Source organism: Flavobacterium beibuense F44-8, from assembly GCF_000769915.1.
Classification (GTDB): Bacteria; Bacteroidota; Bacteroidia; order Flavobacteriales; family Flavobacteriaceae; genus Flavobacterium; species Flavobacterium beibuense.
Genome location: NZ_JRLV01000030.1, coordinates 1 through 23,621, shown reverse-complemented (window position 1 = coordinate 23,621; position 23,621 = coordinate 1). Strand labels below are relative to the sequence as shown.

The following is a 23,621-nucleotide window of genomic DNA, read 5'->3' as shown; positions in this document are numbered from 1 at the left end:
TTAAAATTTAAAGTTGTAGGATACACTTGGTATTAATCCAAAAACCGAAAGACGTCTCGCTTCATTCAATCCGGTATCATCGTTAGTAGTAAACTGCATTGAGGCAGCATTCTGCCTGTTGTATAAATTATAAATACTAAATACCCAGTAGCTTTGCCATCCCTTTTTCTTATAAGGTTTTGGTGTATAGGTAGCTGCAACATCCAAATGATGATAGGCCGGTAGCCTATTGGCATTTCGTTCAGAATAGTTAGGGATATTAATACCGTTAAACTGATAATATCCATCCGGATATGTTACAGGCTTCCCTGATTGTAGGGAAAAATTTGCGCTGAAAGACCATTTTTGGTTAAGTTCATAGTTACCGGTAACATTTAGATTGTGTAACTTATCATAAGGTGACAGGTACCAATCTCCATTTGCAATACCCGGTTCACCCGGAGCCTGCCCTATTGTTTTTTGTTCTGCCCTCGAAATAGTGTAGGCTACCCAACCTGTTAACTTACCCGTATTTTTTCTTACTAAAACCTCAAGCCCGTATGACCTTGCCTTACCGTTAAGTATTTCCTGTTCGAGATTGTTGTTTCCCAGCAAATCGGCACCATCTACATAATCAATTCGGTTTTTTATTTTTTTATAGAAAGCTTCAGTTTCCAGTGAATAGGTTTTGTTCTTAAAATTCCTGAAGTAACCTATAGCAAACTGGTCGAGCATCTGCGGTTTTATAAAAGGTCCGCTTGGCGTCCATATATTCATAGGCAGTGGCGACTGGCTATTAGTTAGTATATGTAAATACTGTGCCATACGGTTATAACTTGCTTTTACAGAAGCATCATCATTAAATGCGAATGAGAGCGCTGCTCTTGGTTCGAAATTATTAAAGTCTGATATTTTTTTTCCTTTACCATAAAAAGTAGATCCTTTAACCGTACCATGTTCATAGATATCAAAAACAGGATTATATACTACTGGTCGGTCATTTTCATAAATATTTATTTCCTGTGCCCCAAACCTGTAGAACATACTGTAGCGTAAACCGTAACGTAAATTAATTTTATCAGATATCTTCTGTTCAATATCAATATATGCAGAAGGCTCAAGGGCATATTTCTTATCCAGTTGCTGGTAGTTAAAACTTGAGCTTTGGTTATCGGGCGCTAATGTACCGGGGTTAAAATCATAATAGGTTGTTGCGATTCCGTAGTTAAGGGTAAAGGTGTCATTAAGGTAATGCTGCCAGTCGTACTTAAACCCATAGCTTTTTATGAAACTGTCCCAGGTAAAGTTTTCAGAATCAATAGTCAGGTTAAACTTGTAATCACTGTAAAATACAGAAAGATTAGTGGATAATTCCTGAGAAAAGGTATGCTTCCAGTTTAAGTTACCCATGGTATTACCATATATACTGGAAAAACTGTCCCCTATATCAAAAATATCGTTACCAAAATACCCTGAAAACTGCAGGCTGTTATTTTGGTTCAAATCAAAATTAAGCCGTGTATTAAGATCATAAAACATAGCCGAATTTTTATTGTTTGCCAGTTTTAAAAACAAATGCGCGTAAGATGACCTCCCGGCAACCATAAACGAGCTCTTCCCTTTTTGTATTGGTCCTTTTACTGTTAGCCTACTGGATATTAGCCCTATTCCTCCGTTAACCGCTAAGCTGTCTAAACCTCCAGTTTGCTGTTTAACATCTAGTACAGATGATACGCGTCCACCGTATTTTGAAGGTATACCTCCTTTATACAAATCCAGACTGTTTACAGCATCGGCATTAAAAACAGAGAAGAAACCAAACATGTGTGAATCGCTGTAAATGGGAGCTCCGTCCAAAAGTATAAGATTTTGATCGGCAGCTCCTCCCCTTACATTAAAACCGGAAGAGGCCTCCCCTGCATTTGTAACACCGGGAAGGGTTAACAATGCCTTTAACGGATCGGGCTCTCCCATAGCCATAGGAATTTGCTTAATTTCCTCTACTGAAAGGCTGTTCATACTCATTTGAGGTTTTTTAATATTCACAGCCTTATTATTCTTGTTAATCACCACTTCATTAAGGGTTTGTGTATCAACTTCCATATTAAAACTAAGATGGGTATTTTTTGAAAGTGACACCTGTTGCTCCCTGTTTTTAAATCCCAAAAAAGCGATAACTATGGTATAATTACCTGAGGGCAGCTTTAGGGAGAATTTTCCGTTTTCATCGGCTGAGGTATATATACCTAATCCCTTTACCTCAATACCGGCACCTATTAACGGCTGTTGGTTATCGTCAAGAACAGTTCCCGATAGTGTATGTTCCTGCTTTTTCTTACTGCTTCCCGTTTGCTTTACAGTAATATTATTCCCTATCAGTGAAAAATGAAAAGGTAGTTCGTTATTAAGTTGTTCCAGTAGTTGTTTAACTTCTATAGTATCATATTTAAAACTTCTTTTAAAATACTTCTTACCGGTATCTATTTTCTCGGTAAAAGCGAATTTATAATCGGTTTGATTTTCAATCTGTTTAAACAGTTCATCGAGAGTCGAATCGGGCGATATACTTATAGAAATGTGTTGTGAGTATAAGTTAAAACTGAGCATTAAAAAGCATGATGCAAGTATATGCTTCATAAAATTTTGTATTTTTGAAATTAGTTTAAAATGGATTGTAAGGTCTGTTTTGATACCAGAAAGGATGTTTAGTTTCGCGGCTATGGCATCCTTTTCTATTTTATCTTTATTTAAAGGTCACTTTCTTTATTTCTTCATTTATTTGAGGGGTTAGGTTATACATTTCGGCCAAAATATGTATTACATCGGTTAAATTTTCTTTCTCGTTTAATCGCAGTGTTACCTGCATATTGATATAGCTTTTAGGCACAATCACCTCATAGCCATAAGTTTCTCTTATATATTTTAAAACCGATTTTAATGGTACATTATCAAAATCTTTAAATCGGTTAAAAGCCTCTACAGTTACTTCCTGCTTGTTGTATACAAACTCCTCTCCAGGAGAAAGCAGCCAGTTATGAGAATTGCCTTTTACAGTCATTTGTATACTTCCCTCATATAACTTTACCGATACCGAATCTTCTTCTCCTTCGGTAACAGTAAAACAGGTACCTAAAACCGTTGTGGTGGTCTTTCCACAAAATACCCTGAAAGGATGTTCTTTATCCTTGTGTACCTTAAAGAAAGCTGTTCCCTTAAGGTTTATTTTTCTGTTGTCTGCAAAATCATTGGTATACTCAAGTTTAGCATTTGGCTGCAATTCTACTACAGTACTATCGGGAAGGTTAATAAGCTTTACTTTTGTAGTTGGGTTCTCAACTATGGTATAGGCCATATCCCTATTCCCTCCAAAAGAATTATCTGACAATAACACTCCGCTTAGGGAAAGAAAAACTACTAATATAGCTGCTGCGGCATAGTACCATGGTTTTATCTTTCTCGGTTTTTTCTCAAAGACTTTTGCAGAAAAGTCATTCCATGAAGCCTCTTTCTTATCATTGGGCTGTTGGGTGGCCTCCTCCTCCCAAACTTTTTTAAGTTCCTTATCAATATCTTTATCTTCCATGGTAGTGTTATAATTTTTGACAGTGAAAACCCTGCTTTACAAACAGCGAGCATACCACCTCAGAAATTTCCCTGTTAGTGTGCACACGCAATATGCGGTTGCTATCCTGCAAATCAAAGCTTATAGGGCAATCAGAAATACAATGCTGCAACAGCCTTAAAAGGTAATTTGCCTGCTCTTGTGTTTCTACATTGGTTTTAAAAATCTCGAGGTTCATTTGCTTGTCATTTATCCTATAACAAACGGGAAACAAAAAGTTCCTAAGCCTCGGCGATTTTTTTTTGAATAAATTTATTAGCGAGGTAAATGTGATTGGCTATTGTTTTCTCTGAAAGCTTTGTCATCTCTGCTATTTCCTGGTACGAATAGTTATCCAGTTTGTGTAGTGTAAATATTTTTTTTTGCTGTTCCGGTAGCTGTTCCAGTAGGTATTGGAGTTGTTTTTTTCTTTCCTCCATCAAAATCAGGTCGGTATCCTCACCATCGGCTTCCATTTTAAGCTTTACTGGATCCAGCGGGATAACCTTGTTTTCCCTGTTAAGGTGATTAAGTATTATATTTTTACAGATAACAAACAACTGCTTATCAAAAAGAACATCTTCCTTCAACAGTTCCCTTTTGGTATAAAGCTGTACAAAAGTTTCCTGTACGAAATCATCGGGCGTAAGAAATTTAAATTCAAACCTCCCTGCCACCTGTATGAGTTTATCATAATGCTTAAAATAAACTTCCTTAAAGGTTTTTTGATTTCCTTTTTTAAGACTCTTTATGAGTTTACTGTTATCCATAAAATAATATATGCGGAAAGCAATTGGTAAACATAACTCAATAATAAGAATTATAGTATAAAATGATGCAACAAAACTTTTTTTGGCTACAATTACCCTGAATTAGGCTACAATAGGCCTATCCTATCTGCTGACCTTTGTATTGTAATTAATTTAAAACTAAAAGATTATGACAACTCAAAAGGAAAACAAGATATGGTTTATTACCGGTACATCCAGAGGTTTTGGCCGTGTTTGGACCGAAGCCGCACTGCAACGTGGTGATAAGGTGGCGGCTACAGCCCGAAGTTTAGAGAGTATAGCCGACTTTAAAGAAAAATATGGTGATAGCTTACTAGCTTTACAGCTTGATGTAACCAAACCCGAACAGGTAAAAACAGCTTTAGAACAGGCTTATAATCATTTTGGAAAACTGGATATTGTGTTCAATAATGCAGGTTATTCACTAATAGGTACTATTGAAGAAGCCAACCCCGATGAAATACGTCTGTTGTATGAAACCAATGTTATAGGTCCCGTAACTGTTATACAGGCTGCACTGCCATTATTACGCAAACAGGGTTATGGTCATATACTGGGAACATCAAGTAATTTAGGTCATATTAGTTACCCGGTTATAGGGTATTATTGCTCTTCCAAATGGGCTTTTGAATCGATACATGAAAGCCTTGCTGCCGAAGTTAGTCAGTTTAACATCAAGGTAACCATTATAGAACCGGGGGCTTATGCTACCGAATTTGGAAGTCAGGAATCATTAAAATTCTCTGCCGGTATGGAAGAATATGACGACTTTAAAAACCAGTTTATAGGCGGACTCAGAAACCTTGAAAGAGGTAACCCAGATGCTACTCCAAATGCATTGTTTAAGGTAGTAGACAGCGAGAACCCTCCGTTACGTTTTTTCCTTGGTGACCAGGGACTACCATCGGTGCGTGAAGCTTATAACAACAGGCTTGCTGAATGGGAAGAATGGGAAACCGTATCTAACTCGGCACAAGGAAATTAAGAAAGCTCCCTTAAAAAGGTAAAACCTTGATAATTGATTTTAGATAACCGATATTTGTATAGGTATCGGTTATCTATTTAACTGATTTTAAAAATGAAAAAAGAAGATATTCCACATATTAAATTCAATTCCATATCTGAAGGGCATAAGTTTTTTGGGCTCCCTGCCCCTGCACACCCATTGATAAGTGTTATCAGCAGTACAAACTCATCTCTTGATTTTAGTAAGCCGGCAGCTAACCACATTCTTAACTTTTACAAAATATCATATCGTCCAAAATTTAGTAACCGGTTAAAATACGGTCAGCACTATTATGACTTTGATCAGGGCGGACTCCTGTTTGCTTCCCCTAACCAGATTATAGGTAAGGAAGACCATGACCCTATGGATGTCTCGGGCTGTTCATCTCACGTGTTGCTTATCCATCCTGATTTTTTGTGGAATTATCCTTTAGCCAAAAAGATAAAGCAATACGGTTTCTTTTCTTATGCTACCAATGAAGCGTTACACCTTTCGGAAAGTGAAAGGGATACTATGCTTTCAATATTCAGGATGATTGACGATGAGCTTAACAACCGAATTGATGATTTTAGTCAGGATGTTATCATTTCACAAATAGAGCTTTTACTCAACTACGCCAATCGTTTTTATAAACGTCAGTTTATTACCCGTAAGGCTGTAAACAGCGACCTGTTACAACAACTGGACGATTTACTGGATAATTATTTTAGTGATGATAATCCTTTAAACGAAGGGTTGCCCAGTGTACAGTACCTTGCAGAGCAGCTTAACCTATCACCAAACTATCTTAGCGATATGTTGCGTTCCCTAATAGGTCAAACGGCTCAGCAGTACATTCACAGTAAACTTATAGACAAGGCTAAGGAAATACTCTCCACAACCAGTCTAACCGTTAGTGAAATTGCCTATACACTGGGATTTGAGCACCCACAATCGTTTAGTAAACTCTTTAAATCAAAAACAAACCAATCTCCTTTGGAGTTTAGGAAGTCGTTTAATTAAATAGCGATACTTTCCAGTTCAGTCCTATAACCGTTAAGACTGTTTAAAATTTTGTCCCTTTGCACTTCAAAACAGCTATTATAAATAAATAACTTGCTGTAATAATCAATTCCGCTTAAAAGGTTATCTTTAAAAGTTACCCATTTTTTCATTTGCTTTTCAGATGTTTCCGTTTCCAATAACAAATGCTCTTTTAGGTAGTTTACATAAAGTTGTAGTTCTTTGATGAACATATTAGGTCGGTCTTGATTTTGTAAAACAGATGTATATCCGTATATATGCCTAACCATATCAAATAATGAAACCTCCCTGTTAAAATAAGCCATATTAGGGCCCGGGCAAATTACTACACCCTGCTCCTCGCCTTTTACATGGATATTATTCTCCATGTACGCCGGATTAGCAAGCCCAACACAAAGGCATGACTTTGCAACTATAGTATCCTGTTTTTGCCTGTACTCGGTTTCTGTAATAGTGTCCCTGTACTGTTCCAGTTCAAAAAGCTTACGCTTTTGGTACTTTCTGGATGCGGTACAAATACCTTTCTCATCATACTCGTTATGTAGTGCCAATAATTTTTTAGGGCACGAACTACCTGCTTTGTTTTGCAGTACTCGATTGTTTTTAATACACTCGTTACTCGTGCCTTTAACCGTATTGAAAGGTACTCCCAACGGAGATATTTCACTTTTATAAAAATCGTTCTCACCAGCTTCCATTAAAAGTTTTCGGGTAGCAGCATCGGTAGTAGTCGCTTCAGGTACTAAAAGGAAAGGTGATCCCCAACCTACCGAATCGGTTTTGTAATAATCCAGTAGAAACTGATGCTCTTCGGCAGTACCAACGCCTCCCTGTACTGTTATTTTTACCTCAAGGGGCTCTTTAGGAATAAAAGTCTGTTTTTGTTCCAGTTCCTTAACCCATAATTCATACACCGGAGATATCAGTTCCTGTTTGCGTTGTTTGAATTCCTCCATAATAGGCCCCAGTAACAATCCGTTTGTGGCAAAGGCATGCCCTCCACAATTGAGTCCCGATTCTATTCTATACTCGCTTACCCATATTCCTTTTTTGGCAAGAAACTTACTTTGTATTAATGCCGACCTGAAATCACTTACCTTAAGTATAACTTTCTTGTTTAGTTTGCCTGTTGCATCAGGGAAAAAATCAGGAAATTCAGCAAGGTAATTATACAGTGAAGGATTCATCCCCGCCGATAGTACTACTGCCGATTCCAGCCTGCTGTTAGCAAATCCTCTTAAAGCAGCATGGGCATCGTTATAACATGAAGGCAAAGTCTCATTTTCACTGTAGTTTACTTTATCAACCTTTGTCATGATATTTACATCTATTGCCCCTGGCCTGAAATGTTTGGTAAGGAAGCTTCGTATCTCATTTGTTTGGTCAAACGGACTTGATACATAGAACTGAAGTCCTTTTTTTAAGTCAGACACAGTAGGGAGCATATCAACAAAGTTGCTCAATGCTTTTTTACTGTTAACCAGTTCTGTACAAAAAGTATCATACTTCTGCTTAACAATTTTGTCTACCGTATTCAGGTAAGCTGTAATACGTTCGGCTCTGTAGTCAGATATTTTCTTGGAGATTTCTCTATAAGGAAGTTCAAATTTCTCACTGTAAAAGGCGTGCATTTTTTCGATTAGTTCATCATCTACAATAGAGATAACCGAATCAATACCAAACTGTGCCACCTTAATGGGACTGTCAATAGTATAGGCAAGCCCCATAACAGGAATATGAAAGCTATGCGGTTGTTTTATAGTTGTCATTTTGCAAATAGTTTTATCTGCAAATATTAAATATCGCCGTGAGACAAAAACTGATAATTATCATACACAGCTAAATGTTTACCTATAAAACCTCCTTAACCCCTGTTTTTATTCAGTAAAACTGATATTTTAAAAAGTATTAAACTGTAAAAACTTCAGTTTATAGCCTATATACTGTACTGTATACTTTGCTTTTAGCAGATTATATTCTGCCATAAGCAATTGGTTTTTTGAGGAGGTAAATACTATAGCTTCCACCAGCCCGCTACTAAATTTAGATTGTGTTGTAGTAAACGATTTCTCTGCATATTGTTTTGTGTTTTCAAGCTTTTGGACCAGTTGTTTATTTTGCTGTTGTTTAGCTTTTTCCTGCTCTATGGTTTGGCTTAGTTTAATTTTTTCCTGCTCGCTTTCCACCTGTCTTTTCATATACTCAATTTTTGCAAGCTGTACATCCCTACTGGTGCGCAAACCGTTAAATATAGGTACGTTTAACTGCATGCCTATATAATGGTTTTTATTGTCGTTAAGCTGTGTCCAGAAAGGGTTTACCTGTTGTCCTCCCGGCTGATTAAGCGGCAGGTAATAAAATGATGAATAACTGTAATAGGCACTTAAAACCGGTAGGTAACTGTTTTTCCTCATGGTAATTTCCTTGCGGGCAACCTCTATAGCCAGTTCTCTTGATTCTATAGCCGGATAGTTTTTAAGGGCATTTTCAAAAGCATTGGTTTCACTCTCATCAGGAAGCACAACCTCATCTGCTTTAGCCAGTGAAATCTCATCAGGGTTTATATTTTCAACATTCATAAGCTGTAACAGGGTGAGCTTTTGGTTATATAGCAATTGCTTTGTTTCAAGTATATTATTTTCTTCCTGGGAATAGCTCACCTGCATATCATACAAATCACTGCTTGGCCTGTTGCCAAGCTCTACTTCCTTTTCAACCCTGTTAAGGTTAAACTTTGCATTTTCAAACTGATCCAGCTGAATTTTAAGCAGCTCCTGAGTGTACAGTACATTAAAGTAGTTTTCCAGTATTGACAGGGAATATTCGGCTTGTGTAGCTTCCTTATCGGCCTGTGCTTTAAGCACGGCTATCTTGTTACGCCTTGCTGTGGTAAACACATTAAAATCAAGGAGGTTCATACTGGCATTTAGCGAAAAATTATCTGACTGTATATTAGAACTCACCCTGTTATTTGTAGCCGGGTCAATAGTAGAACCGATACTGTAGTTATGGCTTGCCGAAAAATCAACCTTTGGTAAATACTCCAGTACAGGGCTGCGATGAGTAGTTTCGGCACTTAACACTTCTAACTGACTTAACTGAAAATCAAAACTGTTTTCTTTACCTGTTTTCAGGCATTGCTGCAAGGTCCATACCTGCTGTTGGGCAAACAAAGGCATTGCTGTAACTAAAATTAATATATATAAAAAGGATTTACCTTTCATAGCATGATTCTTTTAACAGCAAGTAGGGATTGCGCTCCCTACAGGCTGTTTATTATTAACTAACTTTAAAGATATTATTCGTACTTCAGGTATTTGAGTATCTCTACCCTTGTAGCGGCATAGGCTCTTATCAATACAACTGTAAGTGTTAACCCCATAAGTGAAAGGAAGCCTACTACAAACGGTTGCCAGGAAACTTCTATCCTGTAAACAAAGTTTTCAAGCCATTTGTTGAGAAGTATCCATACGGGAATTGTCGCTATAACAAATCCTATAACACAAAATAGTACATATTGCCTTGATAGGTCTTTAAGTAATGTACCGGTTTCTGCACCCAGTGTTTTACGTATAGCTATTTCTTTCATTCTGCGTTGTATACTATAGGACGACAGAGCAAACAAACCAAATAAAGCTATAAGTATAACCACTACATTAAGCAGGGAAAACACATTGCGCTGCCTTACATAATCTTCATACGTGCGGGCAAAGTTTTTATCTACAAAATCATAACTAAAAGGAAAATCGGGATCAACCTTTTCTTTCCATAGCTTCTCAATACCTGCAATAACCGACTCCATTTGTTCGGGATCTGCTTTTATATAAATCTCATGGCAGTTTTGCAGTTCCCACGTTTTCACGTTATAGTGAAACAGCATCATAGGTAATATTTTCTCGGCAGGACCAAACATGTGGAAGTCCTGTACCACTCCTATAACTTTAAGTTTACTGTCATTATAATTGATAACCTTATTAACCGGGTCGGTTATTTTTAGCATTTTAACCGCTGTTTCATTCAGTATAACCGAATTAATAGTATCTGAAGCAATGTGTGGTGATAAATCCCTCCCCTCAAGAAATTTAAAACTAAGTGTTTCGGGAAGGCCAAAGTCCATAGCCATAAGCTGCATAGAAATTGTTTTATCCTGATAAGAAACCGTAGACTGTAATACACCTCCCCCACCTATTTTTACTGTACTGACAGATACCTGTTCAATGCCTTTTATATTTCTAAGCTGCTCTTTTGTACTTTCATATCGGTTTAACAGCTTTTCCATATATCCTTTATCATTAAATTCGTAAGGGTTTCTGTAATACACGTCTAAAACCTGATCTCCTTTAAACCCTAAGTCTTTTGTGGTAATATATTTTATTTGCTGATGCACTATATAAGAGCCTATTACAAAGAAGAAAGCCACCGCAAATTGAATTACCAGCATTCCGTTTCGTAACCATATCCCCTTTTTACTTCTGGAAAAATTTCCTTTAAGGACTTTTACAGCCTCAAATTTTGCCACATAAATAGCCGGAAATATTCCTGCCAATACTATTACAACTATAAACAGTAAAGCAAGATCAATGTAAAATTCACTTTCATTTATAACCAGATTTTTAGCTAAAAAGGTATTGTAATACGGTAGTGAAACCTCAACAATTACTAAAGCCAGTAAAATGGAAAACAGCGTGGCAATAACCGTTTCAAAAATGAACTGCTTAACAATATTCTTTTTCGAAGCTCCCAGTATTTTTCGTACCCCTACTTCCTTAGCTCTTTTAATAGCGTTTGCTGTAGCCAGGTTTATATAGTTTACTATTGATATTACCAAAATAAGTATGGAAAGCCCCATCATGATTAGCAATAACTGATAGTTGCCCCTACCCTCCGGCACATCTGAAACTCTCGACTTTAATCTTAAATCTCTTAAAGGCTCCAGGTACACTTTTGTACTTCCATAGCGTTCTAAATACTCTTCTTTACTAATACCCGATTCGGCTATGGATTTCTTTACCGTATTGTTATAGTAAAGCGTATCTATTTGTTGTGAAACATAAGCAGCATCCTCAGGTTTTTTAAGCTTTAAAAGCAAATTGTAACCGAAAAAACCCCATCGGTCCTGATTCTCATCAAGGTCTTTATCTATCAGGTTTATAACCGCCTCAGGCTCGTAAGACGATTTTCCGTCTATCCTGTAAACACCTTTTATGGTAAATACTTTATCCATATAAGTTACCTGCTTATTGATAGGATCCTGACTACCAAAAATTCTTTTAGCAGTAGGTTCAGAAATAGCCATAGTGGTTGGGCTTAAGGCCGTTTCTGCACTACCTTTAATAAAGGTAAAAGGTAAGAAACTGAAAAAGTTTCTTTGCGCATCGGTAATCTTATCAAGCATTGTTTTTTTACCCTCATAGATTACCACATTATTATTATACCATCCTTCAACATAACAGTGTTCTTCCACCTGTGGTACAGATGCCTCTAAAGTCCTGCCCAATGGTGCTGAGCTTGAACCCCACAGCATATCTTCCCCAACATCAGACACCGTATAAAATACATTATCCTTGTTAGGGTTCCATGCATTATAGCTATACTCATCGTTACTATACAGTAATGCAAAAACAAGTCCGGCAATACCCAAGCTAAGCCCCAGTATATTAAGTGCTGTAAAAAGCTTGTTCTGCCTAATGTTGTACAGGTATATTTTTATCCAGTTTTTCAGCATAACTATTCGTATTTAAGGTATTTAAGAATATTAACCCTTGTAGCGGCATATGCTCTGGATAGTACTACAACAAGTGTAAGTATCATCAACCCGATAAAACCTATAATAAAAGGTACAAACGAAACATCTACTCTGTAAGCAAAATTTTCAAGCCACTTATTAAGTAATATCCATGCAGGAACAGTTGCCAGAATAAAACCTGCTACACAAAACAGTATATACTGTCTAGAAAGTTCTTTAAGCAGTACTTTAGTTTCTGCCCCAAGAGTTTTACGTATTGCAATGTCTTTCATTTTACGCTGTATGCTGTAAGAAGCAAGTGCAAACAATCCGAATAGTGCTATAAGTATAACCACACCGTTTAAAAGAGAAAACAGATTTTTTTGATTTACATATTCCTGATAGCTTCTTTGGTATTTTTTGTTTACAAACTCATATCCAAACGGATACTCTGTATCTACTTTGGAAGTCCAGAACTTCTCAATTTCTTCTAAAGCCGATCCCATTTCATCTGCCGATATCTTTACATAAATCTTGTCCATATTATAAGTCATCCAGTCAATAGTTTTAAAGTGGAAGAATGACATAGGTGGTATTTCGTTTTGCGGACCGTTTAAATGAAAATCCTTTACAACACCAACAACACGGAGTTGCTCACCATTCCAGTCAATAGTCTTACCAATAGGGTCTTTTTCCTTCATCAGTTTCATTGCCGTTTCATTTATCATCATTCCGTTTATAGTATCTGACGAAAACTTATCTGACAGTGCCCTTCCCTTAGCCATTTTAATTTGCATCATCTCAAGGAAACCAAAATCAGCCGCCATGTTTTGAGCTTGTATACGTTGATCTTTATAAGTAAAACCAGAAGAAGAACCAGCTCCCCCACCCAAAGAGAATGCTGTAGCTGCTACGGCCTGTACTCCTTTAATGTTACTTAATTCCTGCTTAACAACAGTATAGTTATTAAACATAATAGACGGGTCTTTATGATAGGGTCTCCTGTAATAAATTTCGATAACCTGGTCTCCTTTAAGTCCCAAATCCTTATTACTCATATAATTTACCTGCTGATGAACGATATAGGAACCTATTATAAAAAAGGCTGCTATGGCAAACTGTAGTACCAACATACCATTACGTAACCATACTCCGTTTTTACTTCTCCCAAAATTCCCTTTAAGTACTTTTAGAGTATTAAAATTGGAAACGTATATTGCCGGCAACATACCTGCCATAAAAACCACTATAAAAAATATTACTATAAGCTGAAGATAAAACTGACTACTACTTATAACCAGTGTTTTATTAAGGAAATCATTATAATAAGGCAGTGACAGCTCTACAATTACAAGAGCCAGTACAATTGCCATTATTGTAACCAGTACCGTTTCAAAAATAAACTGCTTAACTATGTTTTTCTTTGTGGCTCCCAGTATTTTGCGTACACCTACCTCCTTAGCTCTTTTAATAGCATTTGCCGTAGCAAGGTTTACATAGTTTACTATTGAAAGTATTAAAATTAGTACAGAAAGTCCAAGCATAATAAGCATAAACTGATAGTTACCCTGCCCTTCTGGTGTATCTTCTACCGGAGAATGAAGACGGCTGTTAGCCAATGAGGTCAGTTTTATTTTGATTGTGCCGTTCGTTTTAATGTACTCATCAACCGAAAGCCCTTCTTCTTTAGCATATGGCTTTGTTCTGTATTGAAAATAAATGTTTTCAACGGCTTCCCTTGCCTTATCGGCATCTTCAGGTGATTTGGTTTTTAGCATCAGCCCAAAGTTAAAATTACCCCATGATTCCTCATTACCTTTAAGCCTTGTTCCTTCTATTAAATTAGTAACCGCATCAGGCTCAAAGGATGATTTTCCGGGTATTTTATACACTCCTCTTACAACCATCTTCCTACCTGAATATCTAATTTCCTTACCTATAGGATCTTCATTTCCGAAAATCGATTGTGCTGTTTTCTCTTCCAGCACAATACTGTTTACATCGGGAAATACATTATTAATATCTCCTTTTACAAATTCAAACGGACAGAAATCAAAGAAATTCTTTTGGGCATCCAGTATGTTTATCTGTTGTTTTTTTTCTCCGTAATGTACCAGCTCATAGTAATACCAGTTATTGAAATAACAAAACTCCTCTATTGACGGTTCGTCTTTCATGTACTTTGCCAGCGGGTACACACTGTAAGGCCAAACTATATCGTTACCCAAATCGGTCGCAACGGTAAACACAGTATCTTTTTCAGGATTCCACTGGTTATAACTATGCTCCTCATTCCAGTACAATATGGCAAATATAAGTGCGGCTATACCAATGCTTAACCCCAGCGTATTAAGGGCTGTGAAGAACTTATTCTTCTTTGCATTGTATAAAAATATTTTTAGCCAGTTTTTTAACATGGTGATTGGTTTTAATTGATTTTGACTGATGATTGACTCCTGTTGTACTTAGTTAGATATAAGAACATCCACATTCCTGTTATTCAGTTTCTCCTTGAGTATCATACCGTCTTTCATGTAGATTGTTTTTTGGGAAAATGAAGCATCATATTCAGAGTGGGTAACCATAAGTATTGTTGCCCCGTTAGCATGTAAATCGGTTAACAGCTCCATTACCTCGTTACCGTTTTTACTATCCAGGTTACCTGTAGGCTCATCGGCAAGAATTATTTTAGGGTTGTTTACCAGTGCCCTTGCTACGGCTGCTCTTTGCTGCTGCCCACCAGATAGTTGTTGCGGGTAATGTTTTAGCCTGTGTGAAATACCCAAACGCTCAGCAATTTCTTCTACTCTTTTCTTTCTTTCACCCGACGGAACATTGTTATAAATAAGCGGTAGCTCTATATTATCGTAAACCGAAAGCTCATCAATCAAATTGAAGTTTTGGAAAACAAAACCTATGTTTTCCTTTCTTACTTTAGCCTTTTCGCTTTCGCTAAGTCCGTTTATCTCCCTGTCCAGCAGTTTGTAACTTCCGCCCGATGCGCTGTCCAGTAGCCCCACTATATTAAGCAGTGTTGACTTACCACAACCCGATGCTCCCATAATGGTAACAAACTCGCCTTTTTTAACTTCGATAGATATATCGTTTAATGCTTTTGTTTCAACTTCTTCTGTCCTGAATACTTTTGAAAGGTTTTCTATTTTGATCATAATTCTTTTTTTAGTGCCCTAAGGGTTGATTAATCCTTCAGGCGTTTGGTTGATACTTATATTTTGATGATGACTGAACCCCTGGTTCTGTATTTATAACTTTATTCCAAATTTAAAATTTCCACATCGGTATAATCAATATACCCTGATGTTATTACCCTATCTCCTTCCTTAAGGCCTCCCAGTACTTCGTGATAAACAGGGTTTTCTCTTCCCAGTTTTATTTCACGCCTTTCGGCCTTATTGCCGTTTACCACAAATATCCATTTACCCGATGTCTCCTCAGTAAATCTGCCTTTAGGCATTACCAGTGTTTTTTCTTTTTCAGAAAGCATAAGCCTAACACCAAAGCTTAGCCCTTGTTGCAATTTCAGCTTATCGGCAGCAAAATTGAGTTCTACAATAAAACGACCGTTAATGATCTCAGGGATTACCTTAGTCACTACTACATCTATCATTTCGCCTTTATGGTCAATTTTTCCTTTTTGGTTTACAGTTACCCTTTGCAGGTAAAATTCATCTACCTCGGCAACCAGTTTGTAACCATTCATTACATCTATCTTACCTATGTTATCACCACTCTGGTAGTTTTTACCCAGTACAGGCTCAAAAGAGGTAAGGCGACCGGCTAGCGGAGCTGTTACCAAAAAATGTTTTTTGTTTTCCCTTAATATCTCAAGGCTTTTATACATAATAGCCTGCGATTGGGATATTTGGGCTATCTGTATCTGGTTGGCCTGTTTTTCCTTTTGTATGCTTTGTTGTATAATGTTTTTACGTTCTTTTTGAAACCTGAAGTTTTCCTGTGTTTTTTCCCATTCGTTTTTAGAAAGTATCTCTTCCCCATATAGCTTTTCGTGCAGGTCATACTGGTTTTTAGCATCCTGAAAGTCGTGATCTATCGCTATAAGATCTTTTGCCATACTCAGTTCCTGATTACGTAAATCCAGCTTTGCTTTACTAAGGTTGTTTATCTGTTCTATTATAGAGGTCTCCTGTGTTACATAGTTCAGTTCGGTATTAGGATTGTAAAGCCTTGCCAGTGGCTGTCCTTTTTCTACCATATCGCCATTCTCCACAAATATTTCCTGTACGGCTCCTCCTTCAATTACATTAAGCAGCATGGAGTTTAACGGTTCTACCTTAGCCTGAAAAACAATAAAGTCCTCAAAATAATCTTTCTCTACGGTTTTAATAGTGATCTCACTTTTGGTTACAGTAAGGCTTCTTTTCTTGGTTACGGCAGCATACACAAAGTATCCCAACAGTAAAAAAGCCGGAACTGCTAATAGCAGATACTTATTTTTTTTATTTTTACGGTTAATGATGGTGTCCATGTTTAAGTTAGTTTGGCATATATAAGTACAATTTCATGCCACGCATTTAAACTTTACAACCAACTATAAACCAGCTAAATAAAAAAACTTCAATAAGCAATACTGTCCGATATCGAACAGTATTTGTCCGAAACCGCACAATCAATGAAAAAAACGCAGGCCAACATCTTAGTTATTGATGATAAGGAAGACATACTTTTTGCCGCTAAAATGGTTTTAAAAAAACATTTTGAACAGATTTTTACGCTAAACGACCCCAAAAAGGCTGTTGAGGTGCTCTCAGAAAATCAAATTGATGTGGTGCTTTTGGACATGAATTACCGTATAGGTTTTGAAGACGGACGCGAAGGCATATACCTGCTTAAGGAAATAAAAACCTTTTCTCCAAAAACAGTTATGATACTCATGACAGCCTTTGGGAAAGTAGAAACCGCTGTTGAAGGGTTAAAACTGGGAGCTTTTGATTATTTATTAAAGCCATGGGATAATAATAAACTTGTTGAGGTTGTAAAAGCTGCCGTAACCGAAAGCCGTAAAGAAAGGAAACAGGAAGCAGTAAAACCTGATAAAGACATTTTTTTTATAGGAGAATCGGCTACCATAAAAAGAGCTTATTCACTCGCCGATAAAGTTGCCAAAACCGATGCAAACGTATTGATACTGGGAGAAAACGGTACCGGTAAATATGTTATGGCAAACCATATTCACCAAAAATCACCAAGGGCCACAAAACCATTTATACATGTGGATTTAGGTGCGCTTAACGAAAACATATTTGAAAGTGAATTGTTTGGTTACGCCAAAGGAGCCTTTACCGATGCCAAAACCGATACTGCAGGTCGGTTTGAAATGGCACATAACGGCACCATATTTCTTGATGAAATTGGGAATATCCCGTTACACCTGCAATCAAAACTACTACAGGTTATACAAAATAAACAGGTTACAAGGCTTGGTGAAGCAAAGCCCCGTGCTGTAGACGTTAGGATTATTACTGCTACTAATGCCGACCTGAAAGAGGAAGTGGCCTCAAAACAGTTTAGGGAAGATTTATACTATCGTATCAATACCATGGAAATAGTTTTACCTCCGTTAAGGGAACGAACTGAAGACCTTATTGATCTTGCGTCATTCCTGTTAAATAAAATGGAAACCAAATATGACAGGATAAACCTTAGCTTTTCTAAAACGGCTTTAGAACAAATTGAAAAACATGCCTGGAACGGTAACATCAGGGAGATGGAAAACCGTATAGAACGCGCTGTTATTTTATGTGAGGAAAATGAAATTACTGCCGCTGACCTTGATTTAGAGGAAGTGACAGAAATTGATGGGATACAGGATACTCAATTATCAGACATGGAAAAAACTGCCATAGAGCGTGCCCTGCAAAAACACAATAACAACATCAGTAAAACTGCCGAAGAACTTGGACTCTCCAGAGCCGCTCTCTACCGCAGGATGGATAAGTATGAATTAGGTAAAAAATAAGCTATGAAATCATTAAAACTCTATCAGCTCTTTTTTCTTCGCCTAATCTTTATCATGATTTCCGGCGGACTGGGAGTTTATGCTCTTGCTAAAGGGCTTCCCTATTCGGCTATATTCTGTGTAATAGTTTGCGTACTGCTAATGGCAGAGTTGTTTTATTTTATTAGAAACACCTACCTGTTTTACGATAAAACCATCACAGCCATACTTAGTGACGATTTCTCTGCCGATTTTTCAAGGCACAGTGATTTTGAAAACTATAAAAACCTTTTTAAGCTTTATGATACCCTTAAGGCACGACAGCATGAACAGCTTACAAAAGATTTAGTATACCGCTCTATTTTAAACAATATTGATACGGGAGTAATTATACTCAATAAAACCAATGAGGAATGGAATGTATTCCTTATGAATGACTATTTCTCACAACATTTCCAAACACCACGGGTATCGCATTGGAAATATCTCAAAAAACAACTCCCTGCATTATGTGCTATCATTGAGGAACGAAAGTTTGAAGATTTTAGAGTATCGGCACAAATACGAATAGACGATGAGGAAAGCCAAACCTATATGCTGCAAACCTCTAAATCGGTTACCTTTGGGCAGGAATATTATATCATTCTTTTAGACTCCATTCAAAAGGTAGTTGCTAAAAAGGAAAAAGATGCCTGGATTAACCTGATGAAAGTTATTTCACACGAGCTGATGAACTCCATTACGCCTATACGTTCGCTAACCCAAAACCTTAACGAACTCGCACAACAGGAAACGCTCTCTGAAGAAGACATGAATGATATAAGGGAGAGTGTAAATACCATGATACACCGTAGCGACCACCTCCAAAACTTTATTGAAAGTTACAGGAAACTAGCCATGTTACCGTCCCCTAACAAAGAGAGAACAGAACTTACTAAGCTTGTAAACGATACCCTTTTGGTAATGACCCCCCTACTAAAAAAAGCAGGTATTACCATCAATAATGAGATTACCGAAACCTACTGGTTAATGGCCGATGCTAACCAAATGGAACAGGTATTTATCAATTTGCTTACTAATAGCATGTATGCGCTGGAGGACAGGGAAAATAAAATAATAACCTTTACTGCCGAAGTAAGGCAGGAACGTACTTTTATCACCATATCTGACACCGGACTGGGCGTAGATAAGGAAATTGAAGACAAGATATTCCTTCCCTTTTTTACCACCCGTAAAGACGGTGCCGGTATAGGGCTAACATTATCAAAAAACATTATAGATGCTCACGGAGGTTATTTAAATTATAAGAGTAGTAACGAAGGAAGTTCCTTCACTATTTGCCTCATATAATATGAATTTGCTTATGCAAAAACATTTAAAACAAATAATAGTGTGTATTGCTTTTGCTCTGTTATTATTTACAGGATGCAAAAAAGGCAATAATGATACTGATAAACCTTTACGTTACATTGCCGAAAACGGCAAACTAAAAGGTATTTTGGATCTTAATATTGTGGGTACAGAATTTTATGGCAGGTATGAAATCGTAAATGGTGTAAACGGTTCGGACATTGGGCAGGTTAGAGGAAAAATTAAAGGAGATACCCTCATTGGCAACTATTACTATAAGCCCTGGGCAGGAACAAATAAAAAAAGGATTCCTATTGCTCTTTTAAAAAAGGATGGTTATTTACTGGAGGGTAAAGGCGTTGTGGTAGAATTTGTCAATATTCCGCATTTTAGTCCTGATATACCTATAGACTTCAGCAATCCAAGGTTTATATTCATCCCCGTAACAGATACAATATCCATTAAAAAATAAACCCGGCTATGAGTAATCATAAACCGGGTTTTATATATTGTTTCATTGCTTTTGCTATTTGACAAAAATAGCAGGGAAATTTACCGAATCCATTCCCCATATAACCGGAAGCAGAAAGTAAACCATAAAAGTTATTATAAGTATTGAAACAATATTCATTACAATTCCGCTTTTTACCATATCGGATATTCGTAAATAACCGGAACCAAACACTATGGCATTAGGCGGTGTGGCTACAGGAAGCATAAATGCACACGATGCTGCCAGTGTTACTCCTGTCATTATAAGATAAGGATGTACATCAAGCGAAAGTGCCATAGGTGCCAATACCGGTAAAATAATAGCCGTAGTCGCCATGTTTGAAGTAACCTCGGTCAGGAAATTTACAAGGGTAACCAATATAAGTACCAACACTAACAGATTCACATTTTCCATACCAGTCATGCGTTCGGCTACCCACTCAGCAAGTCCTGTACTCGAAAATCCTTCTGCCAATGCCATACCTCCACCAAAAAGCAATATAACACCCCAAGGTAACTTAACAGTATCTTCCCATGTTAACAGGGCTTTTTTATTTTTTCCCGACGGAATAATAAACAGCAATATGGCAGCTGCCATAGCTATAATAGTATCGTCTATAGTAGGGATAAACTTTTGAATCAATCCTCTAAAAATCCATGCGCAGGCTGTTAGAATGAAAATCACTGAAACACGTTTTTCCTCAACACTAATTTTACCCAGTTTATTGTAAAGTCTATCGATTTCTTCCCTGCCTCCCGGAAACTGAACCGATTTGAATTTAAAAGAATAAGCTGTTAGGTACTTCCAGCACAACACAAGCAACAATATAGAAATGGGAAGTCCAAACTTCATCCATTCAAAGAAACCTATTTTTACATGGTATACTTTTTCCAATACTCCTGCCAGTACAAGATTAGGCGGTGTACCAATTAAAGTAGCTATACCACCTATAGAAGCACTATAGGCTATTCCCAGCATTAAGGCCTTACCAAAATAATTACCCATTTTACTAGCGGGAGAACTATCCTTAAACTGTTTTACTACTGCCATACCAATAGGGAGCATCATAACCGAAGTTGCCGTGTTTGATATCCACATGGATAAAAAAGCTGTGGCAACCATAAAGCCCAGTATAATTTGGGACAACTTCCCCCCTACATACCGTATAATGGTAAGGGCAATACGCTGATGCAAATTCGAGCGTTCAATGGCTATAGCCAGTATAAAACCTCCCAGATAGAGGAAGATATATTTATGTCCGTAACTGGTAGTGGTAGACTGTAGGTCCAGCACACCAAGCAACGGAAAAAGTACTATGGGTAATAATGCAGTTGCTGCAATTGGAATGGCCTCGGTAATCCACCAAAAAGCCATCCAAAGTGTAACACATGCCACATGGTAGGCACCTGCATTTAAAGATTGAGGAGGCCCCAATATTTCCAGAAAAATAAAAAGAAGCGGTCCCATAATTTTGAAAACCATCTTCTTTTCAGAGCCTGATCTAAATAATTTCATAAAGTTAAAGTTGTCCTTTTTCTGTTAAAATGAAAAAGGTAAAGATATTTACTTATAGACTCAAAAAACAACTAAAGAAAGATTTTTAAAACAGTTAAAAAATACTCTGAGGCAAAAGTGTACAAAAAGAGTTTAATCTTTAAAAAAATAAGCATCTGTAACTTTTGTTACTGCACACACTGATAACAGGTTATACTTTTACAGTACAATAACAAAAAACAACAATCATGAAAATCGAACAAATTTATACAGGATGCTTAGCTCAGGGAGCTTATTATATTGAAAGTAACGGTGAAGCTGCTATTATAGATCCGCTACGTGAGGTACAACCTTATATCGCTAAAGCCGATAAGGATAGTGCTAAAATCAAATATGTATTGGAAACTCATTTCCATGCCGACTTTGTTAGCGGTCATTTGGATCTTGCACAAAAAACCGGAGGGACTATTGTTTTCGGACCAACTGCCAAGCCTGCTTTTGCCGCTCATGTGGCAGAAGACGGTGAGACACTTACCCTTGGTAATATTACAATACAGGTAATACATACGCCGGGACATACTATGGAGAGTACCTGCTACCTGCTTAAAGACAGGAACGGCAAAGACGTTGCCCTGTTTACGGGTGACACACTATTTATTGGCGATGTAGGTCGTCCCGACCTTGCACAAAAAGTAGTTGCCGATTTAACTCAGGATAAGCTTGCTTCCCATTTGTACGATTCACTCCATAATAAAATACTTCCGTTAGCCGATGATATTATTGTTTATCCGGCTCATGGTGCGGGTTCGGCTTGCGGTAAGAACATGAGTAAGGAAACAACCGATACTCTTGGCAATCAAAAACGTACCAACTATGCCCTTCAGCCTATGAGCAAAAAAGATTTTATTGAACAGGTACTTGACGGACTTATGCCACCTCCCGCATATTTCCCTGAAAATGTTTTGATGAATATTAAAGGATACGAAAGCATTGATAATGTACTGAGTAAAGGATTACAGGCACTATCACCTGCTGCCTTTGAAGCAGCAGCAAATGAAACCGGAGCGATTATACTGGATACCAGGGAACCTCAGGTTTTTGCAAAAGGTTTTATTCCTAATAGTATTAATATTGGTATTGACGGTAATTTTGCCCCTTGGGTGGGTGCATTGATACCCGATATTAAACAACCTTTGCTTATCGTTGCCGATAAAGGTCGTGAGGAGGAAGTTGTTACCCGACTTGCCCGTGTAGGGTATGACAGTGCTATTGGCTACCTTGACGGAGGAATAGAAGCATGGAATAATGCGGGACATGAAACAGATAATATCACATCCATTACTACTGATGAATTTGCTGCTATACTGGAAAAAGACCCAAATATAAATATCCTTGATGTAAGAAAAGCAAGCGAACATTACTCTGAACATATAATTGATTCAGAAAACATCGCTTTAGATTACATTAATGACCATATAGCCGATGTGAGCAAAAACAAAACCTACTATGTACATTGTGCCGGAGGTTACCGCTCTATGATATTTATTTCCATCCTTAAAGCCAGAGGTTTTGATAATCTTATAGATGTTAAAGGCGGATTTAAAGCCATTAAAGAATCGGGTAAATTCAATATAAGTGATTATGTTTGCCCTACAACAATGCTGTAAACAATAAATGATGGATGCTATTTTTAAGAACTGGACTGTAATACGAATCGTAAAAATGATTATGGGAATATTGGTATTATATCAATCCATAGTAATGGAATCTGCCATGCTTATAGGGTTGAGTATCTTACTTTGCCTCATTGTCCTGTTGAATGCAGGCTGTACTTCGAGTTCATGCTCTACCCATTACAGCAGCAGTAAAAGAAGAAACAGTAAACGATAAATTTCTTTTCATACATTAGCTTATATAGCAAAAAGGCTTATTGAAAATATACAATAAGCCTTTTTTAATTAAACATACAACTGCTATCTCTTCAATGAGAAGTGAGCTTTAAACTCTTTCTCTACAGGTTCTCCGTTTACCAGTTCACGGTAGGTTACACTAAACCAGTAATCGGTGGCCGGTAACGGGTTACCGTTGTAGGTACCGTCCCATCCTTCACTCTGGTCCGTAGCACTGATCTGTTTGATCAGTTTACCGAAGCGGTCAAAGATGTATACCTTAGCATCAGGCT

General features: G+C 37.3%; 19 protein-coding genes. 7 read left to right on the top strand and 12 right to left on the bottom strand.

Going from position 1 to position 23,621, the window contains the following annotated elements; all coding sequences use genetic code 11:
* The 4 genes from Q763_RS16605 to Q763_RS16590 form a co-directional block, all read right to left on the bottom strand.
* Complete coding sequence (locus Q763_RS16605; RefSeq protein ID WP_035136169.1) at window positions 1-2,616, bottom strand: TonB-dependent receptor; 2,616 nt, start codon at window positions 2,614-2,616, stop codon at window positions 1-3.
* A 106-nt stretch (window positions 2,617-2,722) separates the two neighbouring features.
* The gene (locus Q763_RS16600) at window positions 2,723-3,562 is read right to left on the bottom strand and encodes a FecR family protein (protein WP_035136168.1); all 840 of its coding nucleotides are present in this window, start codon (window positions 3,560-3,562) and stop codon (window positions 2,723-2,725) included.
* A 7-nt stretch (window positions 3,563-3,569) separates the two neighbouring features.
* Window positions 3,570-3,779 carry a hypothetical protein gene (locus tag Q763_RS16595; RefSeq protein WP_035136166.1) on the bottom strand — a complete coding sequence of 70 codons (210 nt, stop codon included), beginning with the start codon at window positions 3,777-3,779 and terminating at the stop codon, window positions 3,570-3,572.
* A gap of 43 nt (window positions 3,780-3,822) precedes the next feature.
* Window positions 3,823-4,350, bottom strand: coding sequence for an RNA polymerase sigma factor (locus Q763_RS16590; protein ID WP_035136165.1), 528 nt, complete (start codon window positions 4,348-4,350; stop codon window positions 3,823-3,825).
* Window positions 4,351-4,519: 169 nt separating this feature from the next.
* On the opposite strand from Q763_RS16590, the gene Q763_RS16585 reads away from it, so the two are divergent.
* The gene (locus tag Q763_RS16585; protein WP_035136164.1) at window positions 4,520-5,356 is read left to right on the top strand and encodes an SDR family NAD(P)-dependent oxidoreductase; all 837 of its coding nucleotides are present in this window, start codon (window positions 4,520-4,522) and stop codon (window positions 5,354-5,356) included.
* Between the two features lie 93 nt (window positions 5,357-5,449).
* The gene (locus tag Q763_RS16580; RefSeq protein WP_035136163.1) at window positions 5,450-6,379 is read left to right on the top strand and encodes a helix-turn-helix domain-containing protein; all 930 of its coding nucleotides are present in this window, start codon (window positions 5,450-5,452) and stop codon (window positions 6,377-6,379) included.
* Here the strand turns inward: Q763_RS16580 and Q763_RS16575 are convergent.
* The 6 genes from Q763_RS16575 to Q763_RS16550 all read right to left on the bottom strand — a co-directional run bounded on the left by Q763_RS16575 (window position 6,376) and on the right by Q763_RS16550 (window position 16,632).
* On the bottom strand, window positions 6,376-8,169 hold the full coding sequence (locus Q763_RS16575; protein ID WP_035136162.1) for a hypothetical protein: 1,794 nt from the start codon (window positions 8,167-8,169) through the stop codon (window positions 6,376-6,378). The genes Q763_RS16580 and Q763_RS16575 overlap by 4 nt on opposite strands.
* Window positions 8,170-8,298: 129 nt before the next feature.
* The gene (locus tag Q763_RS16570; RefSeq protein WP_084596099.1) at window positions 8,299-9,624 is read right to left on the bottom strand and encodes a TolC family protein; all 1,326 of its coding nucleotides are present in this window, start codon (window positions 9,622-9,624) and stop codon (window positions 8,299-8,301) included.
* A 74-nt stretch (window positions 9,625-9,698) separates the two neighbouring features.
* The gene (locus Q763_RS16565; protein ID WP_035136160.1) at window positions 9,699-12,125 is read right to left on the bottom strand and encodes an ABC transporter permease; all 2,427 of its coding nucleotides are present in this window, start codon (window positions 12,123-12,125) and stop codon (window positions 9,699-9,701) included.
* 2 nt (window positions 12,126-12,127) lie between these two features.
* Window positions 12,128-14,542, bottom strand: a complete 2,415-nt coding sequence (locus Q763_RS16560; RefSeq protein ID WP_035136159.1) for an ABC transporter permease — start codon at window positions 14,540-14,542, stop codon at window positions 12,128-12,130.
* A 48-nt stretch (window positions 14,543-14,590) separates the two neighbouring features.
* Window positions 14,591-15,295: an ABC transporter ATP-binding protein gene (locus Q763_RS16555; protein WP_035136158.1), complete on the bottom strand. Its 705-nt coding sequence runs from the start codon at window positions 15,293-15,295 to the stop codon at window positions 14,591-14,593.
* 101 nt (window positions 15,296-15,396) lie between these two features.
* Window positions 15,397-16,632: an efflux RND transporter periplasmic adaptor subunit gene (locus tag Q763_RS16550; protein WP_035136157.1), complete on the bottom strand. Its 1,236-nt coding sequence runs from the start codon at window positions 16,630-16,632 to the stop codon at window positions 15,397-15,399.
* A gap of 144 nt (window positions 16,633-16,776) precedes the next feature.
* On the opposite strand from Q763_RS16550, the gene Q763_RS16545 reads away from it, so the two are divergent.
* From Q763_RS16545 to Q763_RS16535, 3 genes are read left to right on the top strand one after another with little or no spacing between them, the layout of a single operon-like run.
* Window positions 16,777-18,123 (top strand): sigma-54-dependent transcriptional regulator, encoded by a 1,347-nt coding sequence (locus Q763_RS16545; protein ID WP_035136156.1) that lies wholly within the window; start codon window positions 16,777-16,779, stop codon window positions 18,121-18,123.
* A gap of 3 nt (window positions 18,124-18,126) precedes the next feature.
* Entirely contained in the window at window positions 18,127-19,452 is a 1,326-nt protein-coding gene (locus tag Q763_RS16540; protein ID WP_035136155.1) for a sensor histidine kinase, read from the top strand.
* Window positions 19,453-19,465: 13 nt separating this feature from the next.
* A complete protein-coding gene (locus Q763_RS16535; RefSeq protein ID WP_157499506.1) occupies window positions 19,466-19,924 on the top strand; it encodes a hypothetical protein in 459 nt (152 codons plus the stop codon).
* A 54-nt stretch (window positions 19,925-19,978) separates the two neighbouring features.
* On the opposite strand, the gene Q763_RS16530 is transcribed toward Q763_RS16535, so the two are convergent.
* On the bottom strand, window positions 19,979-21,460 hold the full coding sequence (locus tag Q763_RS16530; protein WP_035136154.1) for an SLC13 family permease: 1,482 nt from the start codon (window positions 21,458-21,460) through the stop codon (window positions 19,979-19,981).
* Window positions 21,461-21,687: 227 nt separating this feature from the next.
* Between Q763_RS16530 and Q763_RS16525 the strand changes: the two genes are divergently transcribed.
* A complete protein-coding gene (locus Q763_RS16525) occupies window positions 21,688-23,106 on the top strand; it encodes an MBL fold metallo-hydrolase (RefSeq protein ID WP_035136153.1) in 1,419 nt (472 codons plus the stop codon).
* A gap of 7 nt (window positions 23,107-23,113) precedes the next feature.
* Complete coding sequence (locus Q763_RS17865; protein WP_157499504.1) at window positions 23,114-23,329, top strand: hypothetical protein; 216 nt, start codon at window positions 23,114-23,116, stop codon at window positions 23,327-23,329.
* Between the two features lie 83 nt (window positions 23,330-23,412).
* Here the strand turns inward: Q763_RS17865 and Q763_RS16520 are convergent.
* Window positions 23,413-23,621, bottom strand: a 209-nt coding sequence (locus Q763_RS16520; RefSeq protein ID WP_035136152.1) for a T9SS type B sorting domain-containing protein, incomplete at its 5' end; no start/stop codon positions are given.